The 12,775-nt window shown below is 74.5% G+C and carries 12 protein-coding genes; 11 read left to right on the plus strand and 1 reads right to left on the minus strand.

Annotated elements, in window-relative coordinates; genetic code table 11:
• The first annotated feature begins 1 nt into the window (after window position 1).
• From GD880_RS12535 to GD880_RS12575, 10 genes are all read left to right on the plus strand, one after another.
• A complete protein-coding gene (locus GD880_RS12535) occupies window positions 2-2,962 on the plus strand; it encodes a 2Fe-2S iron-sulfur cluster-binding protein (protein ID WP_152231967.1) in 2,961 nt (986 codons plus the stop codon).
• Window positions 2,955-3,596: a sarcosine oxidase subunit gamma gene (locus GD880_RS12540; protein WP_152231968.1), complete on the plus strand. Its 642-nt coding sequence runs from the start codon at window positions 2,955-2,957 to the stop codon at window positions 3,594-3,596. Before GD880_RS12535 ends, GD880_RS12540 begins: the two co-directional genes overlap by 8 nt.
• Complete coding sequence (locus tag GD880_RS12545) at window positions 3,596-4,996, plus strand: L-serine ammonia-lyase (RefSeq protein WP_152231969.1); 1,401 nt, start codon at window positions 3,596-3,598, stop codon at window positions 4,994-4,996. The genes GD880_RS12540 and GD880_RS12545 overlap by 1 nt, the downstream gene beginning before the upstream one ends.
• Window positions 4,997-5,012: 16 nt before the next feature.
• Window positions 5,013-5,858 carry a formyltetrahydrofolate deformylase gene (purU, locus tag GD880_RS12550; RefSeq protein WP_152231970.1) on the plus strand — a complete coding sequence of 282 codons (846 nt, stop codon included), beginning with the start codon at window positions 5,013-5,015 and terminating at the stop codon, window positions 5,856-5,858.
• A gap of 62 nt (window positions 5,859-5,920) precedes the next feature.
• Entirely contained in the window at window positions 5,921-7,216 is a 1,296-nt protein-coding gene (locus GD880_RS12555; protein ID WP_152231971.1) for an MFS transporter, read from the plus strand.
• Window positions 7,217-7,444: 228 nt separating this feature from the next.
• On the plus strand, window positions 7,445-8,569 hold the full coding sequence (locus GD880_RS12560) for a glycosyltransferase family 4 protein (RefSeq protein ID WP_152231972.1): 1,125 nt from the start codon (window positions 7,445-7,447) through the stop codon (window positions 8,567-8,569).
• A gap of 122 nt (window positions 8,570-8,691) precedes the next feature.
• Entirely contained in the window at window positions 8,692-8,955 is a 264-nt protein-coding gene (locus GD880_RS12565) for a hypothetical protein (RefSeq protein WP_226909625.1), read from the plus strand.
• Window positions 8,956-9,231: 276 nt separating this feature from the next.
• Complete coding sequence (locus tag GD880_RS12570; RefSeq protein ID WP_193314482.1) at window positions 9,232-10,260, plus strand: glycosyltransferase family 2 protein; 1,029 nt, start codon at window positions 9,232-9,234, stop codon at window positions 10,258-10,260.
• A 1-nt stretch (window position 10,261) separates the two neighbouring features.
• Window positions 10,262-10,420: a hypothetical protein gene (locus GD880_RS20370; protein ID WP_193314483.1), complete on the plus strand. Its 159-nt coding sequence runs from the start codon at window positions 10,262-10,264 to the stop codon at window positions 10,418-10,420.
• Window positions 10,417-10,605, plus strand: coding sequence for a hypothetical protein (locus GD880_RS12575; protein ID WP_152231975.1), 189 nt, complete (start codon window positions 10,417-10,419; stop codon window positions 10,603-10,605). The genes GD880_RS20370 and GD880_RS12575 overlap by 4 nt, the downstream gene beginning before the upstream one ends.
• A 95-nt stretch (window positions 10,606-10,700) precedes the next feature.
• Here the strand turns inward: GD880_RS12575 and GD880_RS12580 are convergent, their stop codons facing one another.
• A complete protein-coding gene (locus GD880_RS12580; RefSeq protein ID WP_226909626.1) occupies window positions 10,701-12,218 on the minus strand; it encodes a S8 family peptidase in 1,518 nt (505 codons plus the stop codon).
• Between the two features lie 196 nt (window positions 12,219-12,414).
• On the opposite strand from GD880_RS12580, the gene GD880_RS12585 reads away from it, so the two are divergent.
• Window positions 12,415-12,759: a hypothetical protein gene (locus GD880_RS12585; protein WP_152231976.1), complete on the plus strand. Its 345-nt coding sequence runs from the start codon at window positions 12,415-12,417 to the stop codon at window positions 12,757-12,759.
• Window positions 12,760-12,775: the final 16 nt, after the last annotated feature.

A 12,775-nucleotide genomic window follows, 5' to 3' on the forward strand; every position in this document is an offset into this window, starting at 1 on the left:
GATGGGGACCGACCAGACCCTGCGACTGGACGCCGGCGGCGCCATCGACCGCTCCCGGCCGGTCGAGTTCGTCGTCGACGGCGCGCCGGTGACCGGCTATGCCGGCGACACCGTCGCCTCCGCCCTGCTCGCCGCCGGGCGGGCGCGCGTGGGCGACTCGATCTACCTCTCCCGGCCCCGCGGCATCCTCACCGCGGGCGTGGAGGAGCCCAACGCCCTCGTGCGCATCCGCGGCGACTACGACGAGTCCATGCTGCCGGCCACCACCGTGGAGATCACCGAGGGCCTGGACGTCACCCTGCTCACCGGGATCGGGGTGCTCGACCAGCGCCCGGACCCGGCCGAGTACGACACCATGAACGTCCACACCGACGTCGCCGTCGTCGGCGCCGGCCCCGCCGGCCTGGCCGCGGCGCGCGCGGCGGCCGCCACCGGTGCCCGGGTGATGCTCTTCGAGCAGGACTTTCTGCTCGGCGGGTCCCTGCTGGCCGACCCGGGCGAGACCGTCGACGGCGTGCCCGCCGCCGACTGGATCGCCGCGGTGCGCGCCGAGCTCGAGGCGGCCCCCGAGGTCAGCGTGCTCACCCGCACCTCGGTCTTCGGCAGCTACGACGGCAACTACCTCATGGCCCTGGAGAAGCGGGGCCCGCAGTTCGGCGGCACCGCCCGCCCTGGGGTCTCCCGGCAGCGGGTCTGGCGCGTCACCGCCGGCCGGGTGGTGCTGGCCACCGGCGCGAGCGAGCGGCCGATCGTCTTCGCCGACAACGACGTCCCCGGGGTCATGCTCGCCTCCGCGGTGCAGACCTACCTCGGGCGCTACGCCGTCCGGCCCGGCCGCGCGGCGGTCGTGTTCACCACCAACGACTCCGCCTACGCCACCGCCCACGCCCTGCGCGACGCCGGCGCCGAGGTGACCGTGGTCGACGCCCGCGAGGCGTCCGAGCCCTCCGCGGCGCGCGACCGGGCCGTCGCGGCCGGGCTGGCCATCCGCTCCGGGTCCGCCGTCGTCGGCGTCGACGGCACCACCGCCGTCGAGGCGGCCTGGGTCGCGCCGATCGACGCCGACGGCCGCCCCACCGTGGAGCCGGACCGGGTCGCGGCCGACCTGGTCGCCGTCTCCGGCGGCTGGAGCCCCGTGGTCCACCTGCACAGCCAGCGCCAGGGCGCCCTGACGTGGGACGACGCCCTCGCCGGCTTCCTGCCCGCGGCCCCGGTCCGCGGCCAGCACCTGGCCGGGGCGGTGACGGGGACGTCCTGGACCGCCGGGTGCGTGGCCGAGGGCCGTCGAGCCGGGGCGGCGGCCGCCGCGGCTGCCGGGTTCGGCGCGGTCGACGACGCCGCGGCCGCTTCCGCCGACGCCGCCGAGACCGACCCCGCCGGCGCCGGGACCGACCCGGCCGAGCGGCGCGCCCGGGCCGGCGCGACCCGCCAGCTGTGGATCGTCGAGGGCCGCGACGGCGCCTACGACACCCACATCGTCGACCCCGGGCGCGACCAGACCGCCGCGGACGTGCTGCGCGCGACCGGCGCCGGCATGCGCTCGGTCGAGCACGTCAAGCGCTACACCTCCATCGGCACCGGCCTGGACCAGGGCAAGATCGCCGGCGTCACCACCATCGGGCTGCTCGCCCGGGCGCTCGCGGGCGAGGCCGGCGGGCGCGTGTCCCCCGGGGACATCGGCACCACCACGTACCGGGCCCCGTTCACCCCGGTGGCCTTCGCCGCCCTGGCCGGGCGCCACCGCGGTGACCTGTTCGACGCCGCCCGCACCACCCCGGCGCACCCGTGGCACGTCGCCCACGGCGCGCGGTTCGAGGACGTCGGGCAGTGGAAGCGGCCCTGGTACTACCCCCAGGACGGCGAGGACATGGACGCCGCCGTCGCCCGGGAGTGCCGCGCCGCCCGCGAGAACGTCGCCTTCATGGACGCCACCACCCTGGGCAAGATCGAGATCCGCGGGGCCGACGCGGGGGAGTTCCTCAACCGCGTCTACACCAACGCGTTCAAGAAGCTCGCGGTGGGCAAGGGCCGCTACGGGGTCATGTGCACCCCGGACGGCATGGTCTTCGACGACGGCGTCACCCTCCGGCTGGCCGAGGACCGCTACTTCATGACCACCACCACCGGCGGGGCCGCCAAGGTCCTCGACTGGCTGGAGGAGTGGTCCCAGACCGAGTGGCCCGACCTGGACGTCACGTTCACCTCGGTGACCGAGCAGTGGGCGACCACCGCCGTCGTCGGCCCGCGCTCGCGGGAGGTGATCGCCCGGATCGCCCCGGACCTGGACGTGTCGACGGAGGGCTTCGGCTTCATGGAGTTCCGCGAGACCGTCCTGGCCTCCGGGATCCCGGCCCGCATCTGCCGGATCACCTTCTCCGGCGAGCTGGCCTTCGAGGTCAACGTCGCCACCTGGTACGGGCTGAAGGTCTGGGAGGACATCGCCGCCGCCGGCGCGGACCTGGGCATCACGCCCTACGGCACCGAGACCATGCACGTGCTGCGCGCCGAGAAGGCCTACCCCATCGTCGGGCAGGACACCGACGGCACGGTCACCCCGCAGGACCTGGGGATGGACTGGATCGTGTCCAAGACCAAGGACTTCATCGGCAAGCGGTCCTACGCCCGCGCCTCCCACGCCGAGGGCGGGCGCAAGGAGCTGGTCTCGGTCCTGCCGGTCGACGCCTCGCTGCGGCTGCCCGAGGGCACCCAGCTCGTCGCGGCCGACGCGCTCGGCGGCTACACCGGCGCGGGCCTGCCCGAACGGCCGATCCCCATGCTCGGGCACGTCACCTCCAGCTACCACAGCCAGGCGCTGGGCCGCAGCTTCGGCCTGGCCCTGGTCACGGACGGGCGGGCGCGGGTGGGGGAGACCCTGCTCGCCTCCTTCGGCGGGCGCTTCGCCGAGGTCCGGATCGACGAACCGGTGCTCTACGACAAGGAAGGAGCCAGGCGAGATGGCTGACGTGCTGACGCTCGCAGACGACCCGACCGCCCGCGGCGCGGAGGTGCTGGGCCACCGGCGCAGCCCCGCCCACCACCTTCGCGCCGAGATGGCGGCCGGCTCCGCCGCCGCCGTCGCCCTGCGCGAGGTCGCGTTCCTCACCCAGGTCGCCCTGCGCACCGAGCCGGGCACGCCCGGCGGGGACGCGCTCGAGGCCGCGCTCGGCGCCGTCCTGCCCCGGCGGGTGGGCGAGGTGACCGAGGGGCCCGGCGGGCTGTTCGTGCTGTGGCTGGCCCCCGACGAGTTCCTCGCCGTCGCGCCCGACGAGGCCGATTCCGGCGTGCTCACGACGGAGTACGCCGCCCGGCTGGCGGCGGCGCTGGGCGACCGGCGCGGGCAGGTGGTGGACCTCTCCGCCAACCGGACCACGCTCGAGCTGTCCGGGCCCGCCGCCCGCTGGGTGCTGGACAAGGCCTGCCGGCTCGACCTGCACCCGCGGGTCTTCCCGGTCGGCGCCGCCCTCGCCACCCAGCTGGGCGCGACCCCGGCGATCCTGTGGCGCACGGCCGAGCAGACCTGGCGGGTGCTCGTGCGCTCCTCCTTCACCACCCACGTGGTGCGCTGGCTGCTGGACGGGATGCGGGAGTACGCCTGATGGCCCTCTCCGCCCTGGACCTGTTCTCGATCGGGATCGGTCCGTCCTCCTCGCACACCGTCGGCCCGATGCGCGCCGCGCAGCGGTTCGCCGCCGGGCTGGCCGCGGCGGGGCTGCTCGAGCGCACCGCCCGGGTCCGTGCCCAGCTGTTCGGCTCGCTCGGGGCCACCGGGCACGGGCACGGGTCGGACCGGGCGGTGCTGCTCGGGCTGGAGGGCGAGGTCCCCGAGACGGTCGACACCGACCACGCGGTGGCCCGCGTCGCCGCGCTCAAGCAGGACCAGAGCCTGCGCCTGGGCGGCGCCCACCGGATCGCCTTCGACCCCGACGAGGACCTGGTCCTGCACCGCCGCAAGGCGCTGCCGGCCCACCCCAACGGGATGACGTTCGAGGCGTTCGACGACGGCGGGGCCCTGCTGCGCGAGCGGACCTACTACTCGGTGGGCGGCGGCTTCGTCGTCGACGACGAGGCCGCCGGGGCCGACCGGATCGTGGAGGACGCCACCGCGCTGCCCTACCCGTTCCGCACCGGCGCCGAGCTGCTGCAGCGGTGCCGGGAGGCGGGCACCTCCATCGCCGGGGTCATGCTCGCCAACGAGCTGAGCTGGCGGACCGAGGAGGAGCTGCGGGCCGAGCTGCTGACCATCTGGGACGTCATGCAGCAGTGCGTCGAGAACGGGTGCACCCGCACCGAGGAGACGCTCCCGGGCGGGCTGAAGGTGCGGCGCCGCGCCCCGCGGCTGCGCGAGCGGCTGCGCGCGCAGGAGGCCGAGGCCACCAAGGACGGCGGGGTGATGACCGACCCGCTGTGGGCCATGGAGTGGGTCAACCTCTACGCCCTGGCCGTCAACGAGGAGAACGCCTCCGGTGGACGGATCGTCACCGCCCCCACCAACGGCGCGGCCGGGATCATCCCGGCGGTGCTGCACTACTACACCCGGTTCGTCCCGGGGGCCGACGACGACGGCGTGGTCGAGTTCCTCCTCACCGCCGCCGCGATCGGCATCCTCTTCAAGATCAACGCCTCGATCTCCGGGGCGGAGGTCGGCTGCCAGGGCGAGGTGGGCTCGGCCTGCTCGATGGCCGCCGCCGGCATGTGCGCCGTCCTCGGCGGCAGGCCGGAGGAGGTCGAGAACGCCGCCGAGATCGGCATCGAGCACAACCTCGGGCTCACCTGCGACCCCGTCGGCGGGCTGGTGCAGATCCCGTGCATCGAGCGCAACGCGATCGCCTCGGTCAAGGCGATCAACGCCGCCCGGCTCGCCCGGCAGGGGGACGGCACGCACAAGGTCAGCCTCGACCAGGCGATCAAGACCATGCGCCAGACCGGCGCCGACATGAAGATCAAGTACAAGGAGACCTCCCGTGGCGGCCTCGCGGTCAACGTCATCGAGTGCTGAGGGAGCGCCGGGCTACGTGCTCACCCTGGACTGCCCCGAGCGGCCCAACCTCGTCCACGCGGTGACCGGGTTCCTCCTGCGCCACCACGGGGACATCCGCGAGCTCAAGCAGTTCGACGACTTCCGCGCCGGGCACTTCTTCCTCCGGCTGCACTTCGTCGTGGGCCAGGGGCATCCCGACCCGGGCGCGCACGGGCTGCGCGCGGACTTCGCCCCGCTCGCGGCGGAGCTGGGCGCCCGGTTCACGATCCGGGAGGCGGGGGCCAGGACCCGCGTGCTGGTCATGGTGTCCCGGTTCGCGCACGCCCTCAACGACCTGCTCTTCCGCACCCGCACCGGCGACCTGCCGGCCGAGATCGTCGCCGTGGTGTCCAACCACCCCGACCACCGCGACCTCGTGGAGTGGCACGGCATCCCGTACTTCCACGTCCCGGTGACCGCGGCCACCAAGCCCGAGGCCGAGGCGCGGCTGCTGGAGCTGGTCGACGCCCTCGACGTCGAGCTCGTCGCCCTCGCCCGCTACATGCAGATCCTCAGCGACGACCTCGCCGGGCGGCTGACCGGGCGGGCGATCAACATCCACCACTCGTTCCTGCCCAGCTTCAAGGGCGCCCAGCCCTACCACCAGGCCTACCAGCGCGGGGTCAAGACGGTCGGGGCCACCGCCCACTACGTCTCCTCCGACCTGGACGAGGGGCCGATCATCTCCCAGCAGGTCCAGGACGTCGACCACGCCTTCGGCCCCGAGGAGCTCGTCGCCGCCGGCCGGGACACCGAGTGCAAGGCGCTGTCGAACGCCGTCCGGTGGCACTGCGAGGGGCGGGTGTTCCTGCACGGCAACCGGACCGTGGTGCTGCGCTGACGGGCGACCGCTCCGTGGCCTCGGGCTGAGCGCCTCCGCGGGGCGCGCCATGATGGGCCATCATGACTGCCCGCCCCACCACGTCGCGCGACGGCGACGGCCCGATGTTCCCCTTCCGCACCGTGGTGCTCGGCGCCCTGCTGCCCTCCCTGGTCTTCGAGATCGGCGTGGGCGCGATGCTCCCGATCATCGCCCCGACGGCGGTGGGCCTGGGCTCGAGCCTCGCCGTCGCCGGGGTGGTCGCGGCCCTGCTGCCGGTGGGGCAGATCGTCGCCGACCTGCCCGCCGGGGCGCTCGCCGCCCGGGTGGGCGACCGGCGCGCGATGATCCTCGCCGGCGTCGTCGCGTCCCTCGCGTTCGCCGGGGCGGCGGCGTCGTCGAGCCTGCTGCTGCTCGCCGTCGCCGTGCTGGCCACCGGCGCGGCGGCGGCGGTGTTCAACCTCGCCCGGCAGTCCTACCTCACCGAGATCACCCCGCCGCTGCGTCGGGCCCGGGTGCTGTCGACCCTGGCCGGGGTGCACCGCATCGGGCAGTTCCTCGGCCCGTTCGTCGGCGCCGCCGTCATCCACGGCGGCGACCTCCACCACGCCTACCTCCTCGGCGCGGTCACCGCCGTCGCCGCCACCGTCACGGTCATCTTCGCCCGGGACGAGACCGAGCGGATCGGCGTGCCCGTCTCCGGCACCCTGCGCGAGCGCGCCGCCGCCGCCCGCGCCGCCCGCCGCGCGCACACCGCGCCGACGATGGTGCAGGTGCTGCGCGAGCACCGGGCCGTGCTGGGCACCCTCGGCGTGGCCGTGCTGCTCGTCGGCGCCGTGCGCGGCGCCCGGCAGACGGTGCTGCCGCTGTGGACCGAGCACCTGGGCTTCGACCCCAGCACCACCTCGCTGATCTTCGGCCTGGCCGGGGCGGTCGACATGCTGCTGTTCTACCCGGCCGGGAAGGTCATGGACCGCATGGGCCGGCTCTGGATCGGGATCCCGTCCATGATCGTCATGGCCGTCTCCATGGTCCTCCTGCCCTTCACCACCAGCCTCGCCGCCGTCGCGGTCGTCGCCGGGCTCATGGGGCTGGGCAACGGCATGGGCTCGGGCATCCTCATGACCCTCGGCTCCGACGTGGCCCCGGCGCACGCCCGCGCGAAGTTCCTGGGGCTGTGGCGGGTGCTGCAGGACGGCGGGATGGCGCTGGGCCCCCTGGTCGTCTCCGCCGGGGCCGCCCTCGGCTCGCTCGCCGCCGGCATCTGGGTGACCGGCGCCCTCGGGTTCGGCGCCGCCGGGGCTCTCGGGCGGTGGGTGCCGCGGTGGTCGGTGCACGCCAACCGCACCACCCGGCGCCGGGCCGGGATCCGCGTCTGAGACGCTGCATCACCCTGGACTCACCCCAGCGCCCCCGGCATCACCCACCCGTGGCGGGGTCCACCCCGCCGGATCATCAGGCGATCATCCGTCCGTTTCGAGGAGCACGGGGAGCCCGGCCGGTTTTCTGGGCTGGCGCGTACCCGCGCGGGCGTACCGGTCACCCGGTTCGCCCTTCGGGTCCTCCTGCGCACCGTCGCGGTGGTCCTTGGGACGAAGGGACGCTTCATGGACTCTCGGATGCTCGTGATCTCCACGGTCGCCCGCGACCTCGTCATGCAGGGCCCGGCGGCGTGGCAGATCGCGCGGGAGCAGGGGCTCCGGCTCACCTTCGCCGCGGCTCAGGACGGGTGGAGCGAGCGGCTCACCGCCCTGGGTACCTTCGTGCCGCTGCCGGCCCCACCCTCCCTCGGCCCCGCCGCGCTCGTGCGGCTCGGCCGCGCCCTCGCCCGGCTGGGCGAGGCCGAGGACTGGGACCTCGTCCAGGTCCAGGCGCCCGTCGCGGCCGCCGTGTGGCGGCTGGTGGCGCCCGAGCGCCTGCGCCGCCGCACCCTCTACGTCGCCCACGGGTTCCCCTTCCAGGACGGGGACAGGAGCCTGGCGTCCGCCGCCAGCCGCACGGTCGAACGTTTCCTCGCCCCGCGCTCCCTGGCGGTGGCCACCGTCAGCCGCGAGGACCACGCCTGGTTTTCGGCGCTCCCGCCACACCGGCGGCCGGCGATCGTCTGGAGCCTCCCCGGGGCGGGGGTGGACGTCCACCGCTTCCGGGACGCGCCTCGCCGGGCGCACGCCGGGGTTCCGTACGTCCTCTTCTGCGGCGATCTCGATGCCAACACCGACCCGCTCCTGGCGGTGGAGACCGTGGAGCGCGCCCACGTCAGCCTTCCCGGCCTCCGCCTGGTGGTGATCGGCGAGGGGCCGCTGCGCGGGCGCCTGGAGGAGCTCGCCCGCGCCCGTCCGTGGCTCACCCTGATCGACCGCGCCGACACGATGCCCGCGTGGGTCGCGGGCGCCGGAGCAGTGCTCGCACCCAGCCGGCGGGAGGGCATGGCTGAGACCGTCGTCCAGGCGCTGGCCGCCGGGACGCCCGTGCTCGCGCGTGCCAACCGGGGCAGCCGCGAGCTGCTCGGCGATGGCGCGGGGATGATCCTCCCGGCGAGCGCCGGTGCCGCACGGTGGGCGGCGGCGCTGGAGGCGCTCCTGAGGCAGCCGCCGGACCCCGCTCTCATGCTGGACCGGGCCATGGCCTACGACCTCACCGCGTTTCGCCCCGCCTACGCCGGCCTGCTCGCGACCTGTCTCGAGGCAACGTCCCGCGGCAGCGGCCAGACGGAGGCCCTGTCGGCCACCTGATCGGCACCGCTCAGCGCCGTGCTCCCGGTCGCGGCCGTCTGCCGTATCGTCGCTGCCGGCCCGTCAGGGGCCGGCCGAGGGCCGAAGGGAGAGCGGTGCCGTCGTACCGGGTAAGGGTGGGCGTGGGGCTGCTGCACCCGGGCGTCGATCCGGCCGCCGTGCTGCCCGCCGCCGCCGACGCGGCCGCCGCGCTGACCACGGTCGAGGCCCGCGACGTCGCCCTCGTGCGCGGTGAGCCGCTGGTGAGCGTGCGCTTCACCGCCGACGACGACGACGACGCCGACCACGTCGCCTTCCGGGTGGCCGCCGCCGTGGCCGCGCTCGCCGGGACCGGTCACGTCCGGCTGGAGTGCCGGGCCGGGGCCCGCTGGCGGCCGGTGCGCTGACTCCGGCCCGCCCATGCTCGAGGGTCACCCTCCCTCGCCCTGCCCCTGATCCCAGGGTGAGTCCTCCGAAATCCTCTGCCCTTCACCCTCGGGCCCCCACCCGCCGGTGACGCCGCCGCGGTGTGCTTGTGGGGACCGCACGGAGCACACCAGGGACGGGAGGGACGCCATGGCCGACCGGCACGCGCGCCTCACGCTCGCGCCGTGGGTCGTCCCGGGACGGCCCGGCGCGCACCGCGGGCGGCCTGGCCGCACGACCCTCGCCGAGGTCGCCCGGTGAGCGTCGTCGCCGTCATCCCGGCCCACAACGAGGAGGCCTCCGTCGGCCGGACCGTCCGCTCGCTGCGCGCGCAGACCATCAAGGTCAACCGGGTGCTCGTCGTGTCGGACAACTCCACCGACCGCACGGTCGTCGCCGCCCGCAAGGCCGGGGCGGGCACGATGGTCACCCGGGGGAACACCCACCGCAAGGCCGGGGCGCTGAACCAGGCCCTGGCCGCGTTGCACCTGGCGCCGGGCGACTTCGTCCTCGTCATGGACGCCGACACCGAGCTCGTCCCCACCTTCGTCGCGCGTGCGCTCGAGGATCTGCGCGACCCGCGGGTCGGGGCGGTGGGCGCGGTCTTCCGCGGCGAGCACCCGCGTGGCTACCTGCAGTTCATGCAGCACCTGGAGTGGGCCCGCTACGCCGAGCAGATCGCCCGGACCGGCAAGACGTTCGTGCTCTCGGGCACGGCCGCGCTGATCCGCTGGGAGGCGCTGGTGTCCGTCCGCGAGGCGCGCGGCCACTTCTACGACCCGCACTCCATCACCGAGGACTCCCGCCTCACACTCGACCTCAAGCAGCTCGGCTGGCGGGTGACCTCGCCCGTGGAGTGCCGCGCCACCACCGAGATGATGCCGACCCTCCGACTGTTGTTCCTGCAGCGCCGGCGGTGGTACCTCGGGGCGCTGCAGAACGTCACCGCCTGCGGACTGAACCGGGTGACCGCGCCCTACTGGGGCCAGCAGGTCATGCTCACCGTCTCGGTCGCGCTCATGGCCACCTACCTCGTCCTCACCACGATCGCCCTGGTCACCGGCAGCTTCCGGGTGGACCCGTTCTGGCTCTCGGTCGGGCTGGTCTTCGTCCTCGAGCGCGTGGTGACGGTGTGGGACGAGGGGTGGAAGGCCCGACTCACAGCGGTCGTCGTCCTGTTCGAGCTCACCTACGCCCTCGTCCTCCAGGCCGCGTTCGTCGCCGCCGTCGTCCAGCACGCCAGGCGCCAGGAGGGCACCTGGCACCACGTCACGCAAGGAGCATGAGATGTACGGATCCGACATGTCCTCGGCCGCGGCGCTCGCGGCCACCGGCCTCGCGGTCGGCTACCAGTCGCTCGCGCTGGGCGTCCTCGTCCTCGCCGGCGTCGCCGGGCTCACCGCCGCTCGCGTGCTCGCCCGCCGGCTGCTCGGGGAGCCCCGATGAGGGGCCTGCTGGCCGCGCTGCGCGCGGCGTTCGGAACGCCCCTCGCCGACGCCGCCGCGGAGCCGCAGCCCGCCGCCCCGAGGGTCACGCGCGCCCGGCACCGGGCCGAGTCGAGCGAGGACGTGGCCCGCCGTGCCGACGACTACGCGCCTGCCGGCCGGCATCGAGCGGCCGCGCCGGCCTGACCGCGCCTGGGCCAGAGCACGGAAGCAGGGCCTGCGAAGAGGGCTCAGGCCGCGCCCCGAGAACGGGACGCGGCCTGAGCGTGGGCTTCAGCCGGTCAGCCGATAGCCCTGAGGGCGTCGGCGATGCCCTCGCCGTAGAAGCTGTTGTTCAGCTCCGTGCCCACGCACGCGGCGCCGCGCGTGGTGGTGGTGCACGAGTGGTCGCGAGCCTGCTCACGCAGCGCGGTGACCACCTGCTCGGGCGTGTACTCCGGGTGCGCGGAGACGAGGAGCGCCGCGACGCCCGCCACGTGCGGGGAGGCCATCGAGGTGCCGCTCATCAGGGCGTACTTGCCGCCCGGGACGGTGGACAGGATCGACGAGCCCGGGGCCGCGACGTCGATGACGCCCAGGCCGCGGTTGGAGAAGGACGACAGCGCCTCGGTGTTCGTCGTGGAGGAGACGGTCACCACGCCGGGCAGCTCGGTGGGGATGTCGTGGCAGCCGCTGTTGATGACCCGGTCCACCGGCTTCGGGGCGTCGTTGGGGCTGGAGGCGTTGGTGGTCTTGTTCGCCAGGTCGTAGGCGCTGTTGCCGGCGGCGGCGACGGAGACCACACCCTTCTTCTGCGAGTAGGCGACGGCGCGGCGCACGGCCTCCTTGGCGGCGGCCTGGTCGCTCTGGTCGTCGCACCAGAACTCGAACGGGTCGACGTAGTAGCTGTTGTTGGTCACGTCCATGCCGTGCTCGGCGGCCCAGACGAACCCGCACACGGCGTACTCGGGGTAGATGAACCCGTCGTCGTTGACCACCTTCACCGAGGCGAGGCGCACGTTCGGGGCGACGCCGACGATGCCGGTGCCGTTGCGGGCCGCGGCGATGGTGCCGGCCACGTGCGTGCCGTGCGACGACGTCGTCGGCTCCCAGGATGCGGCGGAGGTGTCGGGCCGGCCGGCGTCGATGCAGCTGACCGAGCTCGCGGCGTCGATGTTCGCGGCGAGGTCGGGGTGGGTGGACTCGATGCCGCTGTCCAGCACACCGACGAGGACGCTGCGGGCGCCGTCGGTGATGGCGTGGGCGTCGTCGGCGTTGATCTGCGCCATGTCCCACTGCTGGGCCTCACCCGGGTCGGTGGCGGGGGCGACGTCGAAGACCTCGCCGGCCGCGAAGCCGTTCAGGTGCGGCTGGCCGTTGGCCTTCTTGTAGGCGGCGGCGCCGCGCGAGCCCGGGGTCCGCGGGGTGTCGGCGGTGGCCGGGGTGCCCTCGGAGACCGCGACGGTGCGGGTGGCGCCCACGGACTGCACGGCCGCCTTCGCCGCGAGCACGTCCTGGCGGAAGGTCGAGACGGTGGAGTGCGCGACGACGACGCCGATCTGCGGCCAGGACTGCACGACGACGCCGCCGGCGTCCTCGACGGCCCGCTCCACCAGGCGGGTCTGCCCGGGGTTGGCCTGCTTGGCGTTGACCACGTAGCTCATGAGCTTGCCGTCGGGCGTGGCGATGGGGACGGGCGTGGACGGCGGCTCCGCCGTCGGTGCGGCGCTGGCCGGCCCGGCGAGGAACGCGGCGCCCAGGAGCACCGCGGCGGTGGCGCCGGCGCCCAGACGACGGCGGCGCGAGAGATAACGAGACAAAGAAAACTCCCCCTAGTGTGATGTCCGAACCGGACGACGCTGTCCGGTGATGGGGGAGTGTAGCGGGGGTCACGTTTCGACAAGGTTTCTTCTCATACGGTTCTCGTTCGCCGTGGCGAGATGGCGGCGCAAACCCCTCCGGGGAGCCGTCCGAGGCTCTACGCTGACGCCGTCCGCAAACCAGTGGGGAGCCGGCATGAGCTACGAGGTCCACCTCACCCGGGCAGAGCTGCCCTGGGAGAGCGCCGAGCGGCCGATCGATCTGAGCGAGTGGCTGGCCTTCGCGGGTGCGCGCGCGGATCTCACCGTCAACGGCCGGATCGGGTGGGCGGACGGGACCGAGATCCCGGTCTACGAGTACCGGTCCGCCGGCGGCGACCCCGTCTCGCTGACGTGGGACGACGGGGCCGTGGCGGTCAAGGGACTCGCCGACGAGGACGGCGCGCGCGAGCTGTTGCCCCTGGCCGCCGCCCTCGGCGCGAACCTCGTGGGCGACGACGGCGAGCACTACACCGCCGACGGCGTCGTCTGGCCCGACTGACCCGTCCTCCCGACTG

The sequence above is a fragment of the Georgenia ruanii genome (assembly GCF_009193175.1).
In the GTDB taxonomy this organism is placed as follows: domain Bacteria; phylum Actinomycetota; class Actinomycetes; order Actinomycetales; family Actinomycetaceae; genus Georgenia; species Georgenia ruanii.

Excerpts from the sequence above, each read along its gene's own strand:
- GD880_RS12540 (WP_152231968.1), top strand. The coding sequence starts at position 2,955 with ATGGCTGACGTGCTGACGCTCGCAGACGACCCGACCGCCCGCGGCGCG.
- GD880_RS12535 (WP_152231967.1), top strand. The coding sequence starts at position 2 with ATGGGGACCGACCAGACCCTGCGACTGGACGCCGGCGGCGCCATCGAC.
- GD880_RS12575 (WP_152231975.1), top strand. The coding sequence starts at position 10,417 with ATGAGGGGCCTGCTGGCCGCGCTGCGCGCGGCGTTCGGAACGCCCCTC.
- GD880_RS20370 (WP_193314483.1), top strand. The coding sequence starts at position 10,262 with ATGTACGGATCCGACATGTCCTCGGCCGCGGCGCTCGCGGCCACCGGC.
- GD880_RS12585 (WP_152231976.1), top strand. The coding sequence starts at position 12,415 with ATGAGCTACGAGGTCCACCTCACCCGGGCAGAGCTGCCCTGGGAGAGC.
- GD880_RS12545 (WP_152231969.1), top strand. The coding sequence starts at position 3,596 with ATGGCCCTCTCCGCCCTGGACCTGTTCTCGATCGGGATCGGTCCGTCC.
- GD880_RS12555 (WP_152231971.1), top strand. The coding sequence starts at position 5,921 with ATGACTGCCCGCCCCACCACGTCGCGCGACGGCGACGGCCCGATGTTC.
- GD880_RS12560 (WP_152231972.1), top strand. The coding sequence starts at position 7,445 with ATGGACTCTCGGATGCTCGTGATCTCCACGGTCGCCCGCGACCTCGTC.